This is a genomic window from Streptacidiphilus sp. PAMC 29251 (genome assembly GCF_054208735.2).
On the sequence record NZ_CM135725.2, the window covers coordinates 8380305 to 8402490 of the forward strand.

Annotated in this window: 18 protein-coding genes and 3 pseudogenes; 13 read left to right on the forward strand and 8 right to left on the reverse strand. The window is 73.2% G+C overall.

Features of this window, described 5'->3' with window-relative positions; all coding sequences use genetic code 11:
• Positions 1 to 246: 246 nt before the first annotated feature.
• Positions 247 to 474, reverse strand: coding sequence for a hypothetical protein (locus tag ACXKR8_RS39730; RefSeq protein WP_462100031.1), 228 nt, complete (start codon positions 472 to 474; stop codon positions 247 to 249).
• 8 nt (positions 475 to 482) lie between these two features.
• On the opposite strand from ACXKR8_RS39730, the gene ACXKR8_RS39735 reads away from it, so the two are divergent.
• The 7 genes and pseudogenes from ACXKR8_RS39735 (at position 483) to ACXKR8_RS39765 (ending at position 4922) form a co-directional block, all read left to right on the forward strand.
• Positions 483 to 977 (forward strand): carbohydrate ABC transporter permease, encoded by a 495-nt coding sequence (locus ACXKR8_RS39735; RefSeq protein WP_462100032.1) that lies wholly within the window; start codon positions 483 to 485, stop codon positions 975 to 977.
• Entirely contained in the window at positions 974 to 1813 is an 840-nt protein-coding gene (locus ACXKR8_RS39740; protein WP_458269367.1) for a carbohydrate ABC transporter permease, read from the forward strand. The genes ACXKR8_RS39735 and ACXKR8_RS39740 overlap by 4 nt, the downstream gene beginning before the upstream one ends.
• 42 nt (positions 1814 to 1855) lie before the next feature.
• Positions 1856 to 3430: a beta-N-acetylhexosaminidase gene (locus ACXKR8_RS39745; protein WP_462100033.1), complete on the forward strand. Its 1575-nt coding sequence runs from the start codon at positions 1856 to 1858 to the stop codon at positions 3428 to 3430.
• Positions 3427 to 3678, forward strand: a pseudogene (locus ACXKR8_RS39750) (GntR family transcriptional regulator); the annotation flags it as partial. The gene ACXKR8_RS39745 and the pseudogene ACXKR8_RS39750, both read left to right, overlap by 4 nt.
• Before the next feature lie 85 nt (positions 3679 to 3763).
• Positions 3764 to 3997 (forward strand): UTRA domain-containing protein, encoded by a 234-nt coding sequence (locus ACXKR8_RS39755; protein WP_462100034.1) that lies wholly within the window; start codon positions 3764 to 3766, stop codon positions 3995 to 3997.
• An 83-nt stretch (positions 3998 to 4080) separates the two neighbouring features.
• Positions 4081 to 4215 carry a hypothetical protein gene (locus tag ACXKR8_RS39760; protein ID WP_462100767.1) on the forward strand — a complete coding sequence of 45 codons (135 nt, stop codon included), beginning with the start codon at positions 4081 to 4083 and terminating at the stop codon, positions 4213 to 4215.
• 26 nt (positions 4216 to 4241) lie between these two features.
• On the forward strand, positions 4242 to 4922 hold the full coding sequence (locus ACXKR8_RS39765) for a GNAT family N-acetyltransferase (protein ID WP_458269370.1): 681 nt from the start codon (positions 4242 to 4244) through the stop codon (positions 4920 to 4922).
• Between the two features lie 17 nt (positions 4923 to 4939).
• Here the strand turns inward: ACXKR8_RS39765 and ACXKR8_RS39770 are convergent, their stop codons facing one another.
• Together ACXKR8_RS39770 and ACXKR8_RS39775 are read right to left on the reverse strand one after the other, a co-directional pair.
• Positions 4940 to 5551 (reverse strand): ABC transporter permease, encoded by a 612-nt coding sequence (locus ACXKR8_RS39770; protein ID WP_462100035.1) that lies wholly within the window; start codon positions 5549 to 5551, stop codon positions 4940 to 4942.
• A 183-nt stretch (positions 5552 to 5734) separates the two neighbouring features.
• Positions 5735 to 6697, reverse strand: a pseudogene (locus ACXKR8_RS39775) (ATP-binding cassette domain-containing protein).
• A gap of 99 nt (positions 6698 to 6796) precedes the next feature.
• Between ACXKR8_RS39775 and ACXKR8_RS39780 the strand changes: the two are divergent.
• Positions 6797 to 7510, forward strand: coding sequence for a TetR/AcrR family transcriptional regulator (locus tag ACXKR8_RS39780; RefSeq protein ID WP_458269373.1), 714 nt, complete (start codon positions 6797 to 6799; stop codon positions 7508 to 7510).
• Positions 7511 to 7524: 14 nt separating this feature from the next.
• Here the strand turns inward: ACXKR8_RS39780 and ACXKR8_RS39785 are convergent, their stop codons facing one another.
• The gene (locus tag ACXKR8_RS39785; RefSeq protein ID WP_462100036.1) at positions 7525 to 7776 is read right to left on the reverse strand and encodes a DUF72 domain-containing protein; all 252 of its coding nucleotides are present in this window, start codon (positions 7774 to 7776) and stop codon (positions 7525 to 7527) included.
• A complete protein-coding gene (locus tag ACXKR8_RS39790; protein WP_462100037.1) occupies positions 7755 to 8333 on the reverse strand; it encodes a DUF72 domain-containing protein in 579 nt (192 codons plus the stop codon). The genes ACXKR8_RS39785 and ACXKR8_RS39790 overlap by 22 nt, the downstream gene beginning before the upstream one ends.
• Positions 8334 to 8498: 165 nt before the next feature.
• Here ACXKR8_RS39790 and ACXKR8_RS39795 point away from each other — a divergent pair.
• Positions 8499 to 9925 (forward strand): annotated as a pseudogene (locus ACXKR8_RS39795) (NADP-dependent succinic semialdehyde dehydrogenase).
• 63 nt (positions 9926 to 9988) lie between these two features.
• Here the strand turns inward: ACXKR8_RS39795 and ACXKR8_RS39800 are convergent.
• Positions 9989 to 10450 (reverse strand): DUF5709 domain-containing protein, encoded by a 462-nt coding sequence (locus ACXKR8_RS39800; protein ID WP_458269376.1) that lies wholly within the window; start codon positions 10448 to 10450, stop codon positions 9989 to 9991.
• A gap of 193 nt (positions 10451 to 10643) precedes the next feature.
• Between ACXKR8_RS39800 and ACXKR8_RS39805 the strand changes: the two genes are divergently transcribed.
• Together ACXKR8_RS39805 and ACXKR8_RS39810 are read left to right on the forward strand one after the other, a co-directional pair.
• A complete protein-coding gene (locus tag ACXKR8_RS39805; protein ID WP_458269377.1) occupies positions 10644 to 14114 on the forward strand; it encodes an FtsX-like permease family protein in 3471 nt (1156 codons plus the stop codon).
• Positions 14115 to 14212: 98 nt separating this feature from the next.
• Positions 14213 to 17134: a hypothetical protein gene (locus tag ACXKR8_RS39810; protein ID WP_458269378.1), complete on the forward strand. Its 2922-nt coding sequence runs from the start codon at positions 14213 to 14215 to the stop codon at positions 17132 to 17134.
• Between the two features lie 37 nt (positions 17135 to 17171).
• Here the strand turns inward: ACXKR8_RS39810 and ACXKR8_RS39815 are convergent, their stop codons facing one another.
• On the reverse strand, positions 17172 to 17936 hold the full coding sequence (locus tag ACXKR8_RS39815; RefSeq protein WP_458269379.1) for a class I SAM-dependent methyltransferase: 765 nt from the start codon (positions 17934 to 17936) through the stop codon (positions 17172 to 17174).
• A 147-nt stretch (positions 17937 to 18083) separates the two neighbouring features.
• A complete protein-coding gene (locus ACXKR8_RS39820; RefSeq protein WP_458269380.1) occupies positions 18084 to 19631 on the reverse strand; it encodes a hypothetical protein in 1548 nt (515 codons plus the stop codon).
• A gap of 311 nt (positions 19632 to 19942) precedes the next feature.
• Here ACXKR8_RS39820 and ACXKR8_RS39825 point away from each other — a divergent pair, with 311 nt between their 5' ends.
• Both ACXKR8_RS39825 and ACXKR8_RS39830 read left to right on the forward strand, forming a co-directional pair.
• Positions 19943 to 21172, forward strand: coding sequence for a hypothetical protein (locus ACXKR8_RS39825; RefSeq protein ID WP_458269381.1), 1230 nt, complete (start codon positions 19943 to 19945; stop codon positions 21170 to 21172).
• 201 nt (positions 21173 to 21373) lie between these two features.
• On the forward strand, positions 21374 to 22165 hold the full coding sequence (locus tag ACXKR8_RS39830; protein ID WP_458275211.1) for a pentapeptide repeat-containing protein: 792 nt from the start codon (positions 21374 to 21376) through the stop codon (positions 22163 to 22165).
• Positions 22166 to 22186 lie beyond the last annotated feature (21 nt).

A 22186-nucleotide genomic window follows, 5' to 3' on the forward strand; every position in this document is an offset into this window, starting at 1 on the left:
GGGCCTCGAACCCGAGCTGACACCGGAGCAGGCCGCCGCCCCCGCGGTGGGGGCGGCGGGCGCCCGGCCCCGCCGCGGACGCGGACGGCGGGGCCAGGCCCTGCCGTACGCGCTGCTGGCGCCGGCCGCGCTGATCCTGGCCCTGGTGATCGGCTATCCGCTGGTCCGGCTGGTGGTCATCTCGCTGCAGGACTACGGCCTGCGCGCGCTGTTCACCGGCACCACGCCGTGGATCGGCCTCGCCAACTACCGGGCGGTGTGGAACGACGACCAACTGGTCCCGGTCCTGGTCCGCACGGTGGGCTTCTGCGCGGCGCTGGTGGTGGGGACGCTGGTGATCGGCATGCTCACCGCGCTGATGATGCGGGCCCTCGGGCCCAGGCTGCGCACCGCCGTCACCCTGTCGCTGATCGCGGCCTGGGCGGTGCCCAACGTCGCGGCGACGCTGCTCTGGGAGTGGCTGTTCCAGCCCACCTACGGGGGTGGTCAACTGGCTGCTCACCGAGGCCCGGGTGTTCGGCGACTTCCAGCAGCACAACTGGCTCTCCAACTCGCTGTCGGCCTTCGGGGTGGTCTGGACGCTGGTGGTGTGGCAGTCGGTGCCGTTCGTCGCACTGACCCTCTACGCCGGGCTCAGCCAGATCCCGGACGAGTACTACGAAGCGGCGGAGCTGGACGGGGCCGGCTACTGGAGCCGGTTCCGGGTGATCACCGTGCCGTTCCTCCGGCCGATCCTGCTGCTGGTCGCGATCATGTCGGTGATCTGGGACTTCAACGTCTTCAACCAGATCTGGATCCTGACCAAGGGCGGTCCGGTGGGCGGCACCACCACGCTCGGCATCTGGTCCTTCACCAAGGCCTTCGCCGCCCAGTCCTACGGGCAGGGGGCGGCGATCGCGGTGGTCTCGGTGCTGCTGCTGCTCAGCCTGACGGTCTACTACGTGCGCCGTCTGGTGCGGTCGGGAGAAGAACTATGACGAGTCGTCAGGCCACAGGTGTCAGGCGGGGTGCGCTCAACACCGGGGCGGTGCTGTTCTGCGCGGTGTGGGCCTTCCCGGTCTACTGGATGCTCAACACCGCGTTCAAGCCCCAGGGCGACATCCTCAGCTCCACCCCGCACTTCCTGCCCTTCCCGTTCACCCTTGCCAACTTCTTCAGCGCCGTCCGCCGTCCGCACTTCGGCACCGACCTGCTCAACAGCGCGCTGGTCACCAGTGCGGTGGTGGTGGTCGCCATCGGCCTCGCGTTTCTGGCCGCCACCGCGCTGACCCGGTTCCGCTTCCTCGGGCGGCGCGGGTTCCTGATCATCGTGCTGGCGGTGCAGATGGTGCCGCAGCCGGCCCTGGTCATCCCGCTGTTCCTGGGCCTGAAGAGCCTGCACATGCTGAACAGCCTGATCGGCCTCTCGCTCACCTACACCGCGTTCGTGCTGCCGCTGACCATCTGGGTGCTGCGCGGCTTCCTGCAGGGCGTCCCGGTGGAACTGGAGGAGGCGGCGATGGTGGACGGAGCCGGACGGCTCACCATCATCCGCCGGATCCTGCTGCCGCTGGTGATGCCGGGGGTGGTGGCGACCAGCGTGTTCGCCTTCATCACCGCTTGGAACGACTACACCTACGCCTACGTGATGATGGACGACCAGGCCAAGTACACCCTCCCGGTCTGGCTCGCCTCCTTCAGCACCGCCGTCGGTACCGACTACGGCGGCCTGATCGCCGCCACCAGCCTGTTCGCGATCCCGGTGATCGTGTTCTTCATGCTGGTCCAGCGCCGGCTGGTGGCCGGCATGACCGCGGGCGCGGTCAAGGGCTGAGCCGTCGCGCACTTCATCCAACCCGAGCCCAGGGCAACCCTGTTGTATCCGATCCGGAAAGGCCACAGTGATCATCCCCCGCCCCGCCGCCGTCGAGCGGCACACCGGCGCTTCACCCTCGACCGGGGGGCGCGGCTGTCGGTCGGCCCCGGCGCCGAACGTCCGGCCGCTCTGCTCAGGGAGTACTTTGGCGCCCAACTCGGCTCCGGTGTCGGGGAGGAGGCCCCGACGGTTCGGCTGGCCCTCGGCCCTGATCCGGACCACGGCGGTCCCGAGCACTACACCCTCGTCATCACCCCCGAACAGGTCACCCTCACCGCCTCGGCCGCGGCGGGTCTTTTCCACGGCGTGCAGACGCTCCGTCAGTTGTGGACTGATGAAAGTCATTTGCCCTGCCTGACGCTGACGGACTATCCGCTGCTGCCCTGGCGCGGCTTTATGCTCGACGTCGCTCGGCATTTCATGCCTCTGCCGTACCTGCGTCAGCTCGTCGACCGGCTGGCGTTCCACAAACTGAACGTGTTGCACCTGCATCTGACGGATGATCAGGGCTGGCGGATCGAGATCGACGGGCACCCCCGGCTCACCGAGGTCGGCGCCTGGCGCACCGAGTCAATGGTCGGTCCTTCCGGCAGCGACCGCTATGACGGCGTTCCGCACGGCGGCTACTACACCCAGCGGGAGCTGCGCGAGCTGGTCGACTACGCCGCGGACCGTGGGGTCACCATCGTTCCGGAGATCGAACTGCCTGGGCATGTAAGGGCGTTGCTCGCTGCCTATCCGGAGCTTGGGAACCATCCCGAGCGTCCGCAGCCGGTGTGGACCGGGTGGGGCATCAGTGAGGACATCCTCGGCGTCAGTGATGCGGCCCTCGACCTCTGCCGGGAGGTGCTGGACCAGGTGCGGCGGGTGTTCCCGTCCGAGTACATCCATATCGGCGGCGAGGAGTGCCCCACCACGCAGTGGGAGGCCAGCCCGGCGGCCCGGGAGAAGGCCCGGCGGCTGGGCCTGGCCGGACCGGACGAGCTGCGCGCCTGGTTCCTCAAGGAGATGGCGGACTTCCTCGCCGTGCACGGTCGGCGCAGCATCTGCTGGGACGAGAGCGGCCACGCGGCCGGGTCGCTGCCGGAGGACATCACCGTGGTGCCCTGGCGCGACGCCGCCCACGGCGCGGGGGCGGTGCGGCGCGGGCACCAGGTGATCATGGCTCCGCACCGATTCACCTACCTCGACTACCAGCAGCACGACCATCCGGAGGAGCCGCCGGGGCAGCCGGGGCACCGGATCACCCTCGCGACCATCCACGGCTTCGACCCGCTGGACGGCGGTCTGCCGGTCGCGGACGGTCACGACCCCCGCCCCGGAGTCCTGGGCGCCCAGGCGCAGTTGTGGACCGAGTTCGCCCCGACCCCGGCCCATGTCGACTACCTGGTGTTCCCCCGGCTCTGCGCCTTCGCCGAGGTGGTCTGGAGCGGGGGCGGCGACTACGCCGAGTTCCTGGGGCGGCTGGAGCCGCACTATGCCCGGCTGGCGGCGCTGGGGATCCGTGCGGCGCCCGTCGAGCGTGGCGCCGACCGTCCGGAGTACACCCAGCTCGCTGGGAGAATGCAGCGGTGACCACCACCGACACCACCGATGCTGCTGACACCACCGACACCGCTGACACCGCCGATGCCGCGCGCAGGCCGACGGCGAAGCGGGACCGGGTCCGGCAGCATCTGCTCGATGTCATCGAGAACGCAGGCCCCGGCACCAGCCTCGCCTCCGAGCGGGACCTGGCCGAGGAGTTGGGGGTGTCCCGGCCCACGGTCCGGGCCGCCATCGACGAACTGATCGGGACCGGGCACCTGGTGCGCCAGTGGGGGCGCGGCACCTTCACCAGCCCGGAGAAGGTCACCCAGGAACTGAGCGACGGCCCCTCCGCCGCCTTCGCCGTCCCCCCGGCCGAGGGTGCCTGGACCAGCCGGGTGGTCGAGTTTCCGCACCGCCCCGGCCGGGCTGCGGGCGGCCCGGCTGCTGATCGGGGAGGACGAGCCGGTGCTGCGGGTGGTCCGGCTGCGGCTGGTGGACGACGAGCCGATGTCGATCGAGCGGCTGGAACTGCCGGCCCTGCTGGTACCGGGGCTGACCAGCACGGACATGGGAGGACGGCAACTTCTACCGGCTGCTGCGCGAGCGCTTTGAGATCGTGGTCTGCGACGCGGTGCAGACGCTGGAGCCCGCTGTGGCCAACCCGGACCAGGCCGATCTGCTGGACATCGCGGTCTATGCCCCGATCCTCCAGGTCGAGCGGCACCACCCGGGACACCCTTGGCCGCACCGTCGAGTTCGCCCACGCCGTCTACCGGGGCGACCGTTACCGCATCACCTCCCACCTGCGCTTCGACACCACCTCGGGGTAGTCGCGGGCTGCGGCTAGGGTGGGTTGATGACTATCGACGCGGAGCTTGTTCGGCGGTGGCAGCGGGGCTGGAGTCTGGCTCGGGGGCTGCCGCCCGCGGAGGCGATCGAGGACGGGCTGCGGATCAGGTGTGGCCAGCCCAGCCGGGAGGTCGAGGTGCTGGCCCTGCGCGCGGACGAGGTGCCCGGGTCGGTGGCCCGGCTGGCGGCAGGCGTGGCAGCCGAGCGGCTGAACACCTGGCTGACCGTGCCCACGCACCGGCCGGTCGAGGTGGCAGCTGAGGTCGAGGCCGCCGGGCTTGAGCTGCTGCATCGTTCCGAGTCGCTGATGACCGCTGAGCTGGCCCGGCATCCGCGGTACGCGCCCGCCGCGCCCTACCGGAGCGAGGTGCGGCAGGCCGGGCCGGTGATCACGGTGACGCTGCACCACCCCGCCGCTGAGGAGCCGGTCGCCCGCGGCACGGTGGCGATTGTCGGCAGCGACGCGATCGCCGACCGGATCGAGACTGCCGCCGCCCACCGCCGCCGCGGCCTGGGTCGGGCCCTGATGAGCGCCCTGGTCCAGGCCGCCCTCGACCAGGGCGCCCGCACCGGCCTGCTCATCGCCAGCGTCGACGGCCAGCACCTCTACTCCTCCCTCGGCTGGCACCCCTACGCCGCCGTCCTGATCGCCCACGCACCGAAGGGTTCCTCCGCCGAACGGGCCTGATGCCGTTCCCTTCGCCGTCACCGGCCGTGCCGGGTGAAGGCTCGGACGGCCAGGGGGCGGAGAGGGCGAGTAGCAGGGCTGACCAGGCCAGAGTGGCCGTGACGGGGTGGGCCAGCGGGCCAGGGCTGTGGCGCCCCGGTGGCGACGGTGCTGCTGCCGAAGAGGTGGCGGGTGGCGGCGGCGACGCTGCTGATCGGGTTCCAGTCGGCGACGGTGCGGAGCCAGCCTGGCATGCCCGCGGTGGGGACGAAGACATTGGTGATCATGCCGATCGGGAAGACCAGCACCGAGAGCTGGGCCGCTATGTCCTCCTTGCCGATGGCCAGGCCGAGGTAGAGGCCGACCCAGTTCATCACCAACCGGAACAGCAGCAGCAGCGCCAGCGCGCCCAAGGCGTCCGCGAGGCCGCCCCGGGCGCGCCAGCCGGTGGCGAGGGCGATGCCGAGCATCATCACCAGCACCACCGCGCTGACCAGCAGGTCGGCCAGGGTCTGCCCGAGCAGTGAGGCGGAGCGGGAGATCGGCATGGTCCGGAGCCGGTCGGTGACGCCCCGTCCGACGTCGCGGGCCGCGCCGACCATGCTGGGCACCACCCCGTTCACCGCGATCAGTACGAAGAGGCCCGGCATCAGGTAGTCGCGGTAGCTGCCGCCGCCGGGACCTGCATCGCGCTGCCGAAGACATAGCCGAACACCACCAGCATGGCCAGCGGCGCGGCCAACGAGGCGGCGATCAGGCCGGGGAGTGGCGGTAGTACAGCAGCACCCGCAGGGTGAGGGTGCGGGCGTCGGTCAGGGCATGACTGGCGCTCATCAGCGGGTCGCCTCCAGCGGGGCCGCGGCGGTCAGGGCGAGGAAGGCGTCGTCCAGGGAGGGCCGGCCGAGGGCCACGTCCACGGCGGTGACCCCGGCCGCGTCCAACTCCCGCACCAGGGACGGCAGGGCGAGCGTCCGGTCGGCGCGGGCCGGGTCGGTGAGCGCGCTGACGCGGAACTCCCCTGGTCGACGGCGGGTTCGCCGCCGGTGAGCACGGCCAGGACGGCGGCGGCCCGGGCCAGGCCGGTCGCGTCGGCGAGGGTGACCTCGACCCGCGTGCCGATCGCGGACTTGAGCTGCTCGGGCGGTCCCGAGGCGATCACCCGGCCGTGGTCGACCACGGCGATGTCGTCGGCGAGCCGGTCCGCCTCGTCCAGGTGGTGGTGAGCAGGACGGTGGTGCCGCCGTCCCTGAGCTCCCTGACGGTGGCCCAGATCTCCTTGCGGCTGGCCGGGTCGAGGCCGGCGGTGGGCTCGTCCAGGAACAGCACGGCGGGGCGGGTGACCAGGCTGGCGATCAGGTCGAGCCGTCGCCGCATGCCGCCGGAGTAGGTGCGGACCAGGCGGTCGGCGGCCCCGGCGAGGCCGTGCCCGCTGCAGCAGTTCCTCGGCGCGCTGCCGGGCGCCGCGCGCGCCGAGGTGGTGCAGCCGGCCGATCAGGTGGCAGGTTGTCGCGGCCGGTGATCCCCTCCTCCACGGCGGCGTGCTGCCCGGCGAAGCCGATGCTGCGGCGGACCTGGTCGGCGTCGCGGACCACGTCGAACCCGGCCACCCGGGCCTCGCCCGCGTCCGGGGCGGAGAGCGTGGCGAGGATCCGGACGGCGGTGGTCTTGCCCGCGCCGTTGGGGCCGAGCAGCCCGCAGACGGTGCCGGCCGGGACGGTGAGGTCGAGCCCGCGCAGGGCGTCGGTGCGACCGAAGCGCTTGTGCAGGCCGGTGGCGGAGACGGCAGGGGGTCCCATGGGGATCCTTTCCCGGTACTTATCTACGTACGATGTACGTAGAAGGGTGGCAGGGTCAGCGTACTACTACGTACGATGTACGTGTCTAGACTGATTTCCGTGAAGCCCAACGCCCCGGAGATGATCTGGCTGCGCCCCGAGCGCACCGGCCGCGGGCCGGAGCCCGCGCACAGCCGCGCCGCGATCGCGGCCGCCGCCACCGCCATCGCCGACGCGGACGGGCTCGACGCCGTCTCCATGCGCAAGGTCGCCGCCGCGCTCGGCGCGGGAACGATGTCGCTCTACAACTACGTGCCCAAGAAGGAGCACCTGTTCGACCTGATGCTGGACGCGGCGGCGGGTGAGTACGCACTCCCTGACGCACCGTCCGGCGACCCCCGCGCCGACCTCGCCCTGCTGGCCCGCGAGGAACTCGCCGCGATGCGGCGGCACCCCTGGATGCCGGGCCTGTCCGTCAGCCGCCCCTCGATGGGCCCGCACGCCCTGCGCTGCACCGAGTACTTCCTCGGCGTCCTGGCCGACGCCGGAGTCGAATGGGACGGCGGCACCAGGATGGAGATGTTCGCCCTGTTCAACGGCTTCGTCTGCCAGTTCGCCGAGTGGGAGCGCACGGCCGCCAGGGGCGGCAGCGAGCAGTGGCAGACCGAGCTGATCAGCTATCTGACCGGGGTGATCGGCACCGGCGCCCACCCGCACCTCGCCGCCGTCCTCGCCGCCGGGGCGGGCGCCGCCCCCGTCGATGCCGATACGGTGTTCGCACGCTCGCTGGACCGGCTGCTGACGCTGATCGTCGGCGGCGGAAGCAGGTCCTAGCAGGTCTTGGCAGCTCAGCCGGGCAGCAGCTCCTGGAGGGCCTGGGCCGCCCGCTGGGCCTCGCCGCCGCAGCAGGTGTTGAGGACGGCGTGGACGGTGGCGGCCTGCTGGGACAGGGTGACCAGGCGCTCGGCCCAGGCGGCCAGCTCCCGCTCCGAGTAGGCATAGCGGAAGCGGTCCTCCTTGCTGCCGCCGACCCAGGCCTCGCTGTGCCCGTGCAGCCGGACCACCGCTGTCGACGAGGTCACCGCCAGCAGTGGCGGCATCGCGCCCGGGTGGTCCCGCGGCATGTCGACGCAGACATAGGCGGCGTCGCGCGAGCGCAGATAGTCCAGGTGCGGGCCTGCCTGGCCGGGTCGGCGAGCCAGGAGGAGTGGCGGAACTCGACGGCGGCCGGCAGCGGGTGGCAGCGGTTCCAGCGCCTCGCTGATCCGTTGCTCCACCGCCGGCCGGCGGTGCACCAGGGCGGGAACTGCAGCAGCACCCGGCCCAGCCGGCCCGCCTCGGCCAGCGGCGCCATCGCCTGGTGGAACAGCTGCCAGGCCTGCTCGGGGTCGCGGGGTTCGACCCGCCCGGGGTGGCCGGTGAGGGCGCCGAACGCCTTGACGTCCATGACGAAGCCGTCCGGGGTGCTCTCCGCCCAGCGCCGCACCGTCGCGGCCGCCGGGATCGCGTAGTACGGCGAGTCCGCCTCGACCAGGCCGAAGCGGGAGGCGTAGTGGGCCAGTCGCTGCCCGGGGGTGCGGGTGCCGGGCGGGTACCAGCCGGACGAGGTCAGCTCCCGGTCGGCCCAGCCCGCGGTGCCCACAAGAATCGCGCTCATACCGGCCCGACTGCCCCGCCGGGCGGCTTTGGATGCCGGTGGCGACCCGGCGGGTATCAGTGGGGGGCAACAGTGACGGGTATCAGCGAGGGGTATCAGCTGGGCGGGGCGGGGCAGGGATCAAACAGTTCCGAATCATCACGAATCGAGAGGAGAGGGCCGGTAATGCCCATCGCCAGCGTCAATCCCGCCACGGGGGAGACCCTCGAAACCTTTGCACCGTTGGACGCGGACGGCGTCGAGGCCTGCCTCGCCCGCGCCTCGGCCGCCTTCGCCGAGTACCGGACCACCGGCTTCGCCGAGCGCGCGGCACTGCTGCGGGCCGCCGCCGACCTGCTGGAGGCCGAGCGGGACGACACCGCGCGGACCATGACCCTGGAGATGGGCAAGCCGGTCGGGCAGGCCGTCGCCGAGGTCGACAAGTGCGTCAAGGCCATGCGCTGGTTCGCCGAACGCGGCGGCGCGGCGCTGCTCGCCGACGAGCGGATCGACCCGGCCGACGTCGCCGACGCCGGGGCCGAGGCCGCCGTGGTCCGCTACCGGCCGCTCGGCCCGGTGCTGGCCGTGATGCCGTGGAACTTCCCGCTCTGGCAGGTGATCCGCTTTCGCCGCGCCCGCGCTGATGGCCGGGAACACGGCGCTGCTGAAGCACGCCTCCAACGTCCCGCAGACGGCCCTGCTGCTTGAGCAGGTCTTCGTCCGCGCCGGGTATCCGCAGGGCTGCTTCCAGACGCTGCTGGTGGCCTCCGACGCGATCGAGGGCGTGATCCGGGATCCCCGGGTGGTCGCGGTGACCCTCACCGGCAGCGAGGCGGCCGGCCGCTCGGTGGCCGCGATCGCCGCCGACGAGGTCAAGAAGAGCGTGCTGGAGCTGGGCGGCAGCGACCCCTTCCTGGTGCTGCCCTCAGCGGACGTGGCCAAGGCGGCGAAGGTCGCGGTGACGGCCAGAGTGCAGAACAACGGCCAGTCCTGCATCGCGGCCAAGCGCTTCATCGTCCACGAGGACGTCTACGAGGCCTTCACGGCGGCGTTCGTGGAGGGGATGGTCGCGCTGACCGTCGGCGACCCGCTGGAGCAGGGGACCGACGTCGGGCCGCTGTCCACCGAGGCCGGACGGGCCGACCTGGAGGAACTGGTCGAGGACGCGCTGCGGCAGGGGGCCAAGGCCCAGTGCGGCGGGCAGCGCCCGGCCGGGTTCGAGGCCGGCTGGTACTAACGAGCCGACGGTGCTCACCGGGATCACTCCGGAGATGCGGATCCACTTGGAGGAGTGCTTCGGTCCGGTCGCCACGCTCTACCGGGTGGCGAGCCTGGACGAGGCGGTGGCGCTGGCCAATGACACGCCCTTCGGCCTCAGCTCGAGCGCCTGGACCACTGACCGGGCCGAGCAGCTCAGGCTGGAGCGGGATCTGCAGGCCGGCGGGGTCTTCTTCAACGGCATGACCGCCTCGCACCCGGCGCTGCCCTTCGGCGGCGTGAAGCGTTCGGGCTTCGGACGCGAACTGTCCGGGCACGGGATCCATGAGTTCTGCAATGTCACCACGCTCTGGTACGGCGCGGGCTCCGGTCTCGACGCCGACGCGGAGGGCTGAGCGGAGGGCTGAGGGCCCGGGCGCGGCCGGGGCGGGCTGTCAATCCAGCCGCCCGGACGCCGCCTACCGCTCGGGGTCGTCGGTGATGTGCATCGCGGCCTCCTCGGCGGAGGCGGCTGAGCCGTCGATGCCCACGTCGGAGCCGACCATGCCGTCGTGCTCGTCGTGGGCGCCCTCGCCGGGGGCGACCAGGCGGCCGGATCGCGCGTCGCCGACCTCGCCGTCGCGCAGCTCGCCGTCGGTGTCCGAGGAGTCGCCGAGATCGTCGCCGTCACCGGGGTCGTTGTCCGGGACCTCCTCGGCCAGCCGCTGGTCCAGGCTCTCGCCGCGGCGCTGCTCGTCGGCGGTGATGCCGTAGTGCTCCGCGCCCAGCGGCCGCTCGGGGGGTGAGTAGCCCTCGTCCAGGGCCTCGTCCACGCCGCGGTCGAGCAGGGTGTCCTCGGGGTCGAGGACCCCCGAGTCGTCGATCTGGTCCGCACCGGGATCCGGCTGGTAGACGTCGTCGCCCATGGTCTCGTCGCTCATGGCCTTTTCTCCTTGTTCGTGCAGTGGCTACTGAGTACGTCTGCCCGTTTTGGGATCTTTGACTCTGTCGATTGATTGCTGCAATTCCATCAATATTTGCAAAGGACTCCCTGGTTTTCTCCAGCTGCCGCAGACTGTGCCGCATTGAACGCCGTGGTTGGGTGTGGTTCGGCATCAGCGCAGGGGGAGTCGCGTGGCCCGGAGACCGACCGGCAGCACCGCCCGAAGGGCGCTGCCGCCCGCTGTCCGCGGCTCCGTGCACCACGGTCTGGTGCTGGCCGCGACCGCGGTCACGGTGCTGCTGGCGAGTACCGTGCTGGCCGCCCTCGCGGCGCTGACCACCAGCTCGGTGGACGCCGGCGCGGCGGCCCGGCTGCTCGCGGACCCCAGGGCCGAGGTCGGGGTGAGCGCCTCCTACGGCGCGGCCGGCCTCCCGGCCGCCGACCGGGCGGTGCGCGGCAGCGTCGCGGCGGTGTTCGGCGAGGTGCCGGAGCACACCTACCTGGCCCTCTACGGTCTCGACCTGCTGGTGCTCAGGGGTGCCCGCCCCGGCACGGTGGCCGCCCAGCTGCAGCTGCACCCGGTGGCGCTGCAGGGCGCCGCCGCCCACGCCCGGCTGGTCTCCGGCAGCTGGCCGGACGGCGCGGCCGATCCGTCGGACGCGCAGTTCACCGCCCCCGCCGCCGCTGGGGTGGCTGGGGTGGCCGGGGTGGCTGGGGTGGCCGGGGTGGCCGAAACGGTGGACGCCGCCATTCCGCAACTGCTGGCCGGACGGCTGCGGGCCGGCCCCGGCACCCTGCTGACGCTGGCGGACCCCACCGGCCGGGTGGTCACCGTGCGGGTCACCGGGGTCTATGCCGCCACCGGGGCGCCCGGCTTCTGGCCCGGAGCGGTGGGCGTGGCCACCGACGGCGACACCAGGGCCGGGAACCTGTTGGTGGTCGCCCCGGCCGCCATGGTCGGCCAAGCCTCCTTCCATGCGGAGATCCAGGTCTCCTGGAGCGCCCTGCCGGACCTGGACCGGCTGCGGGCCGCCCAACTGCACGGCCTGAGCCGCCGGGTGGGCGACTTCTCGGCCAGCGACACCGGCAGCTCCGTGTTCCACGGGCAGCAGCCCCCGCTGGAACGGGTCTCGGTGGCCTCCACGCTGGCGGACGCGGTGGACGGCCTGGCCGTGCCGATGGTGGTGGCCCGCTCCGCGCTCTACCTCCCGGCCGCGCTGCTCGCCGTACTCGCGCTGGTGGCACTGATCTTGACGGCTCGTCAACTGGCAGCGCACCGGCGGGACGAGCTGGTGCTGCGGCAGACCAGGGGAGCCGGGACCGGGGGTCTGCTGGCAGCGGCGGCGGGGGAGTGGGCGGTGGTCGCCCTGCCGGCCGCGCTGGCGGCGCCGTTCCTGGCCGGGCCGCTGCTGCACGGGCTGCACGCGATCGGCCTGGTGGTCGCCCGTCCGCCCGCCGACGCCCTGGTCGCGCCCGCCTGGGCGGCCGTGGCGCTGACTGTGCTGATCCACGCCGGGGCGACCCTGCTGCCGGTGCTGCTCGCGGTCACCGGGGGTGACCCGGTGTCCAGGCTGCGGCTGCGCGGGGCCCGCGGTGCGGCGGCGCAGCGGGTCGGCGCGGACCTGGCACTGGCCGCGGTCGCGGTCCTCGGCTACCTCCAACTGGCCCACTACCGGAGCACGGTGAGTAACTCGGGTACGGACGGACTGGCCGACGTGGACCCGGTGCTGGTACTGGTGCCCGCGGTGGCGACGCTGGCGGCGGCCGTGCTGCTGCTGCGGCTGCTGCCCCTCGCCTCGTTCCTGCTCGACCGCTTCGGACGCTCCCGCCGGGGGCTGGTACTGCCGTTGGCGGCTTGGCAGTTGGGGCGGAGGTCGGCCCGCAACGCGGGCCCGGTGGTGCTGATGTGTCTGGCCGTGGCGGTCGGTGCGCTGGCCACCACGGCGCTCGCCGGGCTGGACCAACTCGCCACCGACCAGGCCGGGTTCGCGGTCGGCGCGGACGTCCGGGTGGACCAGCAGGACGTCCTGACCTCCCCGCCGGAGGCGCTGCGGAGCGCCCTGGCCGCGCTGCCCGGCGTCACCGCGGTGACCCCGGTCAGCGATACCGCCGCCACCAACAGCAACGGCCGGCTCGACGAGGTCATCGGTATCGACACCCGGCGGCCCACCCCGGGCGGGCCGCCGCCGCCCGCCCCGCTGTTGCGCTCCGACCTGGCCGGCCCCGGCTTCCCGGCCCGGCTGGCGGCGCTGAGCAGCCGGACCCCGCCGGACGGCCTGGTGTTCGCCGGACGCCCCAGCGCGCTGCGCCTGGACGAGACCCTGTCCAGCAACGGCAACCCCGCGCCGCCGCAGCTGGCGCTGACCCTGGAGGACGCCGCCGGGGTCGATTCCACGGTCACCGTGCGACTGCCCCCGGCCGACGGGGCACGGCACCTGGTGGAGGCACCGCTGGCCGTCCCCGGCGGCGGGACGCGCAGCTACCCGCTGAAGCTGACCGGGATCGCCGTCGTGGTCCCCGCGGAGCAGGAGCGGGCCCGGCTCACCCTGACCGTGCACCGGATCGGCGCGGTGGGGCCGGCGACCGGTGCTGGGCCCGCGACCGGTGCTGCGGCTGCGGCTGAGCCGAGTTGGCAGAGTGCGCTGCCGGGCGGGCTGATCTGGGCGGACCGCACCCCGCAGGCCCTGTACGCGGTGGAGGCGGACTGCACCACCGACGACGGGTCGGGCGACTCCTATGCCGTGGCGGGCCCGGCGGTCTGCGCCCTGCACCCCAGCGGCACCGACCTGCTCGCCGCCGAGATCGGCACCGCGCCCTACGGCAGACCGACCCAGGGCGGCGCGGCGGCGCTGATCGCCCCGGTGCTGGGAGCAGCCCCGTTGGTGCTTCCGGCGCTGGGTGACGCGGTGGCGATGGCGGAGGGGCAGCAACGGGTGGGGGACAAGGTCACCCTGGACCTCGACGACGGCCATGCGCTGCTGCTGGTCATCACCGGCACCGTGGACGCCATCCCCGGCACGGTCCGTACCCAGGGCCACTACCTGGTGGACCAGCGTGCGCTGGCCGCCGCCGAGGCGGGGATCGGCGAACCGCAGACCGCCCCGGACAGCTGGTGGTTGAGCAGCGGGGAGCCGGAGGCGACCGCGGCGGCGGTGGCCGCCGATCCCTCGCTGGGGACGGCGCAGACGGTGGACCGGGTGCGGGCCCAACTGCTGGACGATCCGTTCCGGGCCGGGATGCGGGCGGTGCTGGCGCTGTGCCGGCTGCTGGCGCCCGGCTTCGCGGTGATCGGTTTCACCGTGCACGCGGTGGTGACCACCCGGGAGCGGCGGCGGGAGTTCGCCCTGCTGCGGGCGATGGGAGTGCGCCGGGGCGGGTTGTCGACGCTGCTGTGGGCGGAGCAGTTGAGTGTGGCGCTGTTCGCGCTGGTGCCGGGCGCGTTGCTGGGAGCCGGTCTGGCGGCGCTGGTGCTGCCGCTGGTGACGGTGGACGACGCCGGGTCCGCGCCGTATCCGTCCTTGCTGCTGACGGTGCCCTGGCCGCGGGTGGCGCTGGCGGCGCTGCTGACGGCGGGCGCGATCTGTGTGGTGGTGATGTCCTTGGCGCGACTGCTGGCGCGAGTGGACCTGGTGCGGGTGCTGCGGGCGGGGGAGGGGACATGAGCGGCTCTCGGTGGACGACGCCTCGTCAGCCGGGCGGGTCTGGGGCGCGGATGGGTCGGCGGACAGGCCCGCGGCTGGGCCGGAGGGTGGGTCGGCGGTTGGGCCCGCGGATCAGCCTGGCCGGGCGGGAGGCCAGGGGCGACTTCCCGCTGCTGGTCTGCCTGGCACTGCTGGTGGCGGCGCTGACCGGGCTGGGCGCGCTGGTGCCGACCGTGGTGGCCGGACGGCAGGACGCCGCGCTGCGACAGCGGATCGCCGCCGCCCAGCAGACCGCGCCGCTGATCACCGTCGGCGCGGCGGCGATCCCGCCGGCGTTCGGGTTGAAGGACCCCTTGCAGCTGTTGACCACGGCCCTGGCGGTGACCGGCCCCCGGCTGGCTGCCGACGCGGGCCCCGCGCTCGGTCGGTCGCTGCACTACCGCAGGTCTGAGGTCGACTATGTCTTCGGCCAGTTGACGGGCGGGCCGCCCGCCCCCGACCCGCGGATCCTCAACAGCGTGGGCGCCTTCTCCTACATCAGTGACGGTTCGTCACATGTCCGGATGGTCGCCGGAACCTACCCGGCGGCGGTCACCCCGGCGAAGGCGTCGACGCAGTTCGCGGTCTCCCAGGCCACCGCCCAACGCCTCGGGCTGCGGGTGGGACAGCCGTTCACCGTGCGCTACGGCGACGAGGCCGGGGACGAGGCCACCACCCGGGTGGTGCTGTCCGGCATCTACCTGCCGAGGCTGACCGGCGACAGCTTCTGGAACGACCACGCCGCGCTGGACCAGCCGTTGCAGTACCCGCTGCCGACCAGCGGCCGGGACCAGGTCTCCTTCCACGGACTGATCGGCGCGGATGCCCCGGTCCGGCTGTCCGACGACGGGGTTCCGCTGCCCATCCTCGGCTGGGAGCTCGACGTTACCCCGGACCGGGCCGCCGTGGCCCAGGCCGCGCGACTGCCGCAGGCGCTGGCCGGCTACGGCAACGCGCTGCGGCGGGGCGAGTGCCAGATCGCCGACGGCGACAGCATCGATGACAATGGCGTTGACAGCAGTGGTGACGGTGGTGGCAGCGGTAGTGACGGCGGTGGCAGCGGTGACAGCCTCGGTGAGCCGAGCTGCTTCGCCGGTGACTGGCCGGTCCTCCCCTACACCTGGACCGACGGGCTCTCGCCGGTGCTGGACTCGTTCGGCCAGGAGCGGCGGCAGGCGGACGCGGTGCAGTCGTTCGCGCTGGCCTCGGTCGGCAGCGTGCTGCTGGCCACGGTCTTCGTGGCGATCCGGCTGCTGCTGCGGCGCCGGGAGCCGCAGCTGCGGTTGCAGCGGGCGCGGGGCGCCTCGGTGCTGGGCCTGGTCCTGCTGCGGTCGGCGGTGGCGACGCCGGTGGTGGTGCTGGCGGCGGCGGCCGGGTGGGCGGTCGGTGAGCGGGTCGGCGAGACCGGCACCTCGGGGTCGCCGCAGCCGGCCTGGGCGTTCGGTTCGGCCGCGGTGGCGTGGCTGCTGCTGCCGCTGCTGACCTGGCTGGCCGTCCGCGAGCCGCGTACGGTGCGTCGGGTCGGGCGTCGTCGGGGCCGGGGTCGGCCCGGGGCAGGGCGGCGGGAGGTGCTGGAGGGCACCGCGCTGCTGCTGGCCGTGGCCGGGGTGGTGTCGCTGCGGCGGCGCGGGGCCGTCCCGACCCAGGGGATGGAGACCCAGGGCGTCGACCTGTCGATGAGCGCGGTTCCGGTGCTGGTGGCGGTGGTCGGGGTGCTGCTCCTGCTGCGGGTCTACCCGGCGCTGCTGCGACTGCTGGCGGCACGGGTCGCCCGGGGACGCGGCGTGCTGGCCTTCGTCGGGCTGGCCCGGGCCGGGCGGGACGCGACGGCGACCGGGCTGGCCCTGTTCGTGCTGGTGCTGACGCTGGGGACGGCGGTGTTCGGCGGGATGGTCGCGCGGACCATCGCCGACGGGGTGACCACAGGGGCGGCCTGGAGCACCGGCGGCGACGCGGTGGCGCTGACCGAGGGGAACCGGACGCCGACGGCGCTGCCCAGGTCCTCCCCGGTGCGGGCGGTCGAGGAGCAGTCGCGCTCGCTCACCCTGACCGCCGACCGGGACGGAACGACGCTGACCGGGACGGTGCTGATCACGGTCGATGCGGCGCGGCTGGCGGCGGTCGAGCCTGATTCGGCACTGGCGAGAGCACTGCTCTCGAAGGCGAGCGGTGCTCCACTGACGCGCCCCGACGGTTCGGTGGAGATCCTGGCCCTGGCCGACCCGGTCCTGCTCGCCAGAGAGCCCAGCGGCGACCTCGCCGCGGCCTCCTTCGCCAACACCGACCGGAAGCACCCGGTACGGCTGCGCCCGACGGCGCCGCTCGGCGCCGCCGAACTCCAGGACCCGGCCCTCGGCCCGCTCACCGCCCAGCTCCCGCCCGGCACCGGGCTGCTGGTCGCGGACATCGCGGCCGAGCGCACCCTGGCCCCGCAGACCGCGGGCCGCACCGCGGTCCTGCTCTACGGCCACGACCCCGCCGCGCTCCGCTCCGCGGGGACCACCGCGCTGGGCACCCTCGCCGAGGTCCGGCTGCACGCGGACGTCCTGGCGGGCGCGAGGAACGACGGACTGGTCGGCGAACTGCGCCGGATCTACACCCTGAGCAGCGTGCTGACGGTTGGATTCGGGCTGCTCGCGGTGGCGCTCGAGCTGGTGCTGACCGCGCGCGAGCGCGGCCGTACCAGCTCCTACCTGCGGACCCTGGGTCTGGGCTCAGGACCGGCGGCGGCGCTGCAACTGCTGCAACTGCTGCCGTTCGCCTGCGCGGCGGCGGTGGGCGGGGTGCTGCTCGGCGTGGCCGAGCCCCGGCTGCTGGGCACGGCCCTGAACCTGCGCCAGTTCACCGGCGGCCCGGTGCAGCCCGCCCTGCACACCGACTACCGGCTGACGGCGGCGCTGGGTCTGGGCCTGGCCCTGGTGGTCCTCGGCGCGGCGGTGCTGGAGACCCTGGTGTCCCGGCTGCGCCGGCTCGGGTCGGTGCTCAGACTGGGGGAGATCTGACTGTCTGACGAATCGTCATGCCGTTTGTGTCGGAGGGTCAGACCGGCTTGCGTGCCTCGATCAGGAACCGGGTGGTGTGGGCCAGGAACGGCCCCTGGGCGAGGATCTGCTCGTGCAGCGCTTCCAGTCGGTCCCGGTACTGGTCCACGGTGAACCCCGGCACCATCCAGATCACCTTGCGCAGGAAGTAGACCACCGCGCCGATGTCGAAGAACTCGGTCCGCAGCGACTCCGCGCGCAGATCCACCACGGTGAGACCGGCCGCCTCGGCCGCGCTGCGGGCGTCGTCCGGGTGGCGGCCGCGCCTGGTCCGCTCGGACTGCGGCCCGAGGAAGTACTCGACCAGCTCGAACACGCTCGCCGGGCCCACCTGCTGGGAGAAGTAGCTGCCGCCCGGCCGCAGCACCCGGGCGATCTCGTCCCACCAGGTGGTGACCGGGTGCCGGCTCACCACCAGATCGAACGCCTCGTCCGCGAACGGCAGCGGCGGGGAGTCGGCGGTGGCGACCACCGCGGCGCCACGCGGATGCAGCAGGCGGGTCGCTTTGGCGACATTGGGCGGCCAGGACTCCGTGGCCACGGTGAGCGGCGCCAGTGTCGGGGTCGACCCGGCCAGCACCTCACCGCCGCCGGTCTCCAGATCCAGCACGGCGGAGGCCCGCGCGACGCGCGCGCCCATGGCCCGCTGGTAGCCCCAGGAGGGGCGCTGCTCGGTGGCCCGTCCGTCCAGCCAGGAGAAGTCCCAGCCCTCGACGGAGACGGCCTCCGCCTCGGCGACGAGTTCGTCAAAAGTTCGTGACATAGGCCGATGGTCGCCGGAGGGCGGGGGCGGCGCCACTCAAATATCGCCCGGCGGGGCGTTCGGCAGGGTGCCGGCGGGGTACGGGAACGGCCCGGTGCCCGCAGGGATCCATCCTGCGGCGCCGGGCCGTTCGTGGTGCCTCTGCTGTCAGCTGCGGACCGAGGCGATCGCGGTACCGAGCGCCTCCTTGATGCGCGGACCGATCCGGGCGAAGCCCAGCTCCTTCATCGCCGCACGCAGCAGTTCCTCGTCGCTGCGCTTGACGCCGTCACTGTCGATCCAGCCGACCACCGAGACCAGTTCGTCGGCGGAGTACGCGGTGACCGGACGGCCCGGCGTGAACGCCGGCTTCGGCAGGGCGGTGCCTTCGGCGGGTGCGGCAGCGGGGGCGGGGGCAGCGGCCTTGGTGGCCTTCGCCGCCCGGGGCTTGGCCGGGGTGGCCGCCTTGGTGGCGGCAGCCTTCGTGACCTTGGCCTTGGGCTTGGCCACGACCGGCGCCGCAGGCTCAGCGACCACGGCGGGCTCAGCAACGGCCTCGACCTCAGCGGCTGCGACCTCGGTGGCCTCGACCTCGGGGGCGATGGTCTCGGCGACGGTGGCCTCAGCGACCTCGACCTCAACCTCGGCCACCTCAACCGCGGTCACCTCGACCTCAGCCTCGGCCGCGACCTCCGCCGGGTCAGGGGTGATGACCTCGGTGATGGTCACCTCCTCCTCGCGCGGAGCGGGGACCAGGCCCTGCGGGGTGGCCTCCACCGCCGCCTCGGCCGGCTCCGCCTCGACGGTGACCGCGACCTCGGCTTCGCCGAACTCGCGGTTGACTGCCTCGGCCACGGCCTCGGCGTCCGCCCGGGCCTCCGTCAGTTCCGCGACCAACTCGCCGTACCCCTGCTCCACCAGGGCCGCGCGCAGGGCGTGCAGCGCCGGGAGGCGGTGCAGGGTGCCCTCGTCGGAGGCCAGGCGGTCGACCAGGTCGGTCAGTTCGTCGAGCGACAGCGCGGCGGGGTTGCTGTCGACCCGGAGCCGTCCCAGCTCGGCCAGCGCCGTGCAGGCGTCGTCCACGGCCTGGACTGCGGTGTCCAGGAACTCCAGGTCGGCGGGCAGCACCGGGTGGGCGTCGGTCAGCGACAGCGCGGCCCAGTCGGCGCGCTCCGCCGCCGCCGCGACCAGCGCGGCGTGCAGCACACCGCGCCGGGGGCGCTTGGCGACGGCGAGGCCGCGTGCGGCCTTGCCCAGGTTGAGGCGCTGGCCGAAGGACAGCTTCGCGCCCTGCTCCTTGCGCCACTGCCCGCTGCCGGTCGCCGCGGCGAAGGTGTCCAGGTGCTCGGACTCGTACGCGGTGGGGACCAGCACCTCGAGGGTGGAGCGCACCCTCAGCGTCAGTGCCAGCGCCCGGCCGACCGCGACGACGGTGTCGAGCTCGCCCAGTGTGGTCTCCTGGGCGATGCGGGCGGCCGCCTCGCGGGTGGCGGGGAGGTCGCGTCCGCGCAGTTCGGCGAGGACGGTGGAGGCGGCGCGGGCCTCCTCCGGGCTGTCGACGGTGTCGACGGCCGCGTACCAGGCGTGGGTCTCGGCGGTGAGGGTGAAGCCGCCGAGGGAGGCGTAGTCAATGAGGTTCTGGCGGGCGTCCGATGATGCGTCACCGGTACTGGCCGGTGTCGTCTCGTCGAGGGTCTGGGTGTCGAGCGCGGTCATAGTGAAATCCGATTCGTGGCAGGGAGCACTGCGGCGTCGGGTCGTGCGGAGCGCCTCAGGGGTGGTGACCGTCCGGCGCGGTGTTCCGTACGCGCGAGCGCCCACGATACGGGTGAGCCAGGGTGCCGCGCACGCACCCCCGGTTTCACCACGTGGTGTTGCCCCGGTCGGCCCAGTCCCGCGGAGCCGTTCGAAGGTCGACTACACGAATTCTTCACAACTGTATTGCCCCGCGGCAGACCGCAGAGGAGGCTGTCCGGGAGCGAGAGGCACCACGGAAGCAGTCCCGATCCTTTTCGCAGGGGGCACACATGAAGGCAACAAGTCGCTTACGCACGCGCGCGCTCGCCGCGGTCGGCGTGTTCGCGCTGCTCACGGTCGGCACGGTGGGCGCGGGTCAGGCGTCCGCAGTCGGCGCCGACGCGGCGGGGACGGTGACGTACACCGTCGTCGACCTCGGCACGCTCGGCGGAACCGCCAGCAACGCCACCGCGATCGACGGCGATACGGTCGTCGGCTCGTCCAGCACCACCGGGAACACCACCACCCATGCGTTCAGCTACAACCTGCGCACCCACCGGACGACCGACATCGGCGCCCTCGGCAGCCTTGGCAGCACCGGTAGTTCGAGCACGGCGACGGCCGTGGACGGCTCACTGGTGCTCGGCTCGTCCCACCGTCCGGGCGATCCCGCCACCTACGCGTTCGTCTACGATCTGCGCACCCGCCGGGTGACCGGCATCAGCGGCCTCGGCGGCAGCTCCACCAGCCTCGTGGGGGTCACCGGCCACACCCTGGTCGGCACGTCCACCACCGCGGGCGACGCGCAGACCCGTGCGTTCAGCTACGACCTGCGGACCGGTGCCAGGACCGACCTCGGCAGCCTGGACGGCCCGTCCGGGAACAGCTACGCGACCGGGGTCAGCGGATCCTACGTGGTCGGCGACTCGACGCCGGCCGGCAATCCGCCGTTGGCCCGGCGCGGGTTCGTCTACGACCTGCGGACCCACCGGACGACCGACATCGGCAGCCTCGGCGGTACCTTCACCAGGGTCTACGGGATCAGCGGGCACACCGTCGTCGGCCAGTCCCAGTCGACCGTGCCCGGCTACGGCGGGCTGGCGGTCTTCAGCTACGACCTGCGCACCCGGCTGATGTCCACGACCGGGCCCGGACTGAAGATCAGTCCGCTGATCAGCGGGAACACCATTGTCGGCAGTGACTCCCTGATCGAGTACAGCTACAGCCTCCGCACGCACACGACCACCGTGATCGGTCCCGGGATCGGGGTCACCCAGGCCAACGGCATCAACGGCAACCTGGTGGTGGGGGACGTGTTCGCGGCGAACTCCTTCGCCTTCGCCTACCGGATCAGCAGCAACAGCTTCACCCGGCTGCCGGCCCTGGGCGGCCTCAACTCCACGGCGAACCAGTCCAACCGGGCCGGGGTGGTGGTCGGCAGCGCGGCCCTGACCCCGCCGGACCCCTACACCGCCAACGGCCCCTACCACGCCGCGGTCTGGGTGCCCCACCGCAGCTGAACCAGGGTCGGCCGGGCTTTGCCCTAGGCTGGTCACGGCTCGTCGCCCCCGCCGGGCGGCGGCCGTGACCAGCACCTCCCCGCCTCGTCCGGAAGCACCCGACCCGTGCCCGAGAACCACCAGCCCGAACAGTCCGCGCAGTCCGCAGCGTCCGCACAGCCCGCACAGCCCGCAACGTCCGCACCGCCCGAGGGCGGCGAGCTGCGGGCCGACTGCGCCAACTGCTTCGCGCTCTGCTGCGTCGTCCCGGCCTTCGCGGCCTCGGCCGACTTCGCGATCAACAAGAACGCCGGGCAGGCCTGCCCCAATCTGCGGCAGGACTTCGGCTGCGGCATCCACACCCGGCTGCGGGACAAGGGATTTACGGGCTGCACCGTCTACGACTGCTTCGGCGCGGGGCAGAAGGTCGCCCAGGTGACCTTCGGCGGCCAGGACTGGCGGCAGGCGCCGAAGACGGCACGGCAGATGTTCGAGGTGTTCCCGGTGATGCGGGATCTGCACGAACTGCTCCACTACCTCACCGAGGCGCTGCGGCTGCCGGCCGCCCGCAGCGTCCACGACGAGCTCCGGGCCGCCCTGGACCGGACCCGGGCGCTCACCCTGACGCGCCCGGACACGCTGCGCCGGACGGACGTGCCCGCGCTCCGGGCAGAGGTCAATGTGCTGCTGCTGCGCGCCAGCGAACTGGCCCGGGCCGAGGTGAAGGCGAAGGGGAAGCGCAAGGACCACCGCGGGGCCGATCTGATCGGCGCCAAGCTGGCCTCCGCCGACCTGCGCGGCGCCAACCTGCGCGGGGCGTACCTGATCGGCGCCGACCTGCGGCGCGCGGACCTGCGCGGGGCCGATGTCATCGGCGCTGACTTCCGTGGCACGGACGTCCGGGGCGCGGATCTGACCGGCGCCCTGTTCCTGATCCAGTCCCAACTGGACGCCGCGGTCGGCGACAGCACGACCGTGCTGCCGCCGACGCTGGCCCGACCGGCGCACTGGTGACGCACGACTCAGGTATCAACT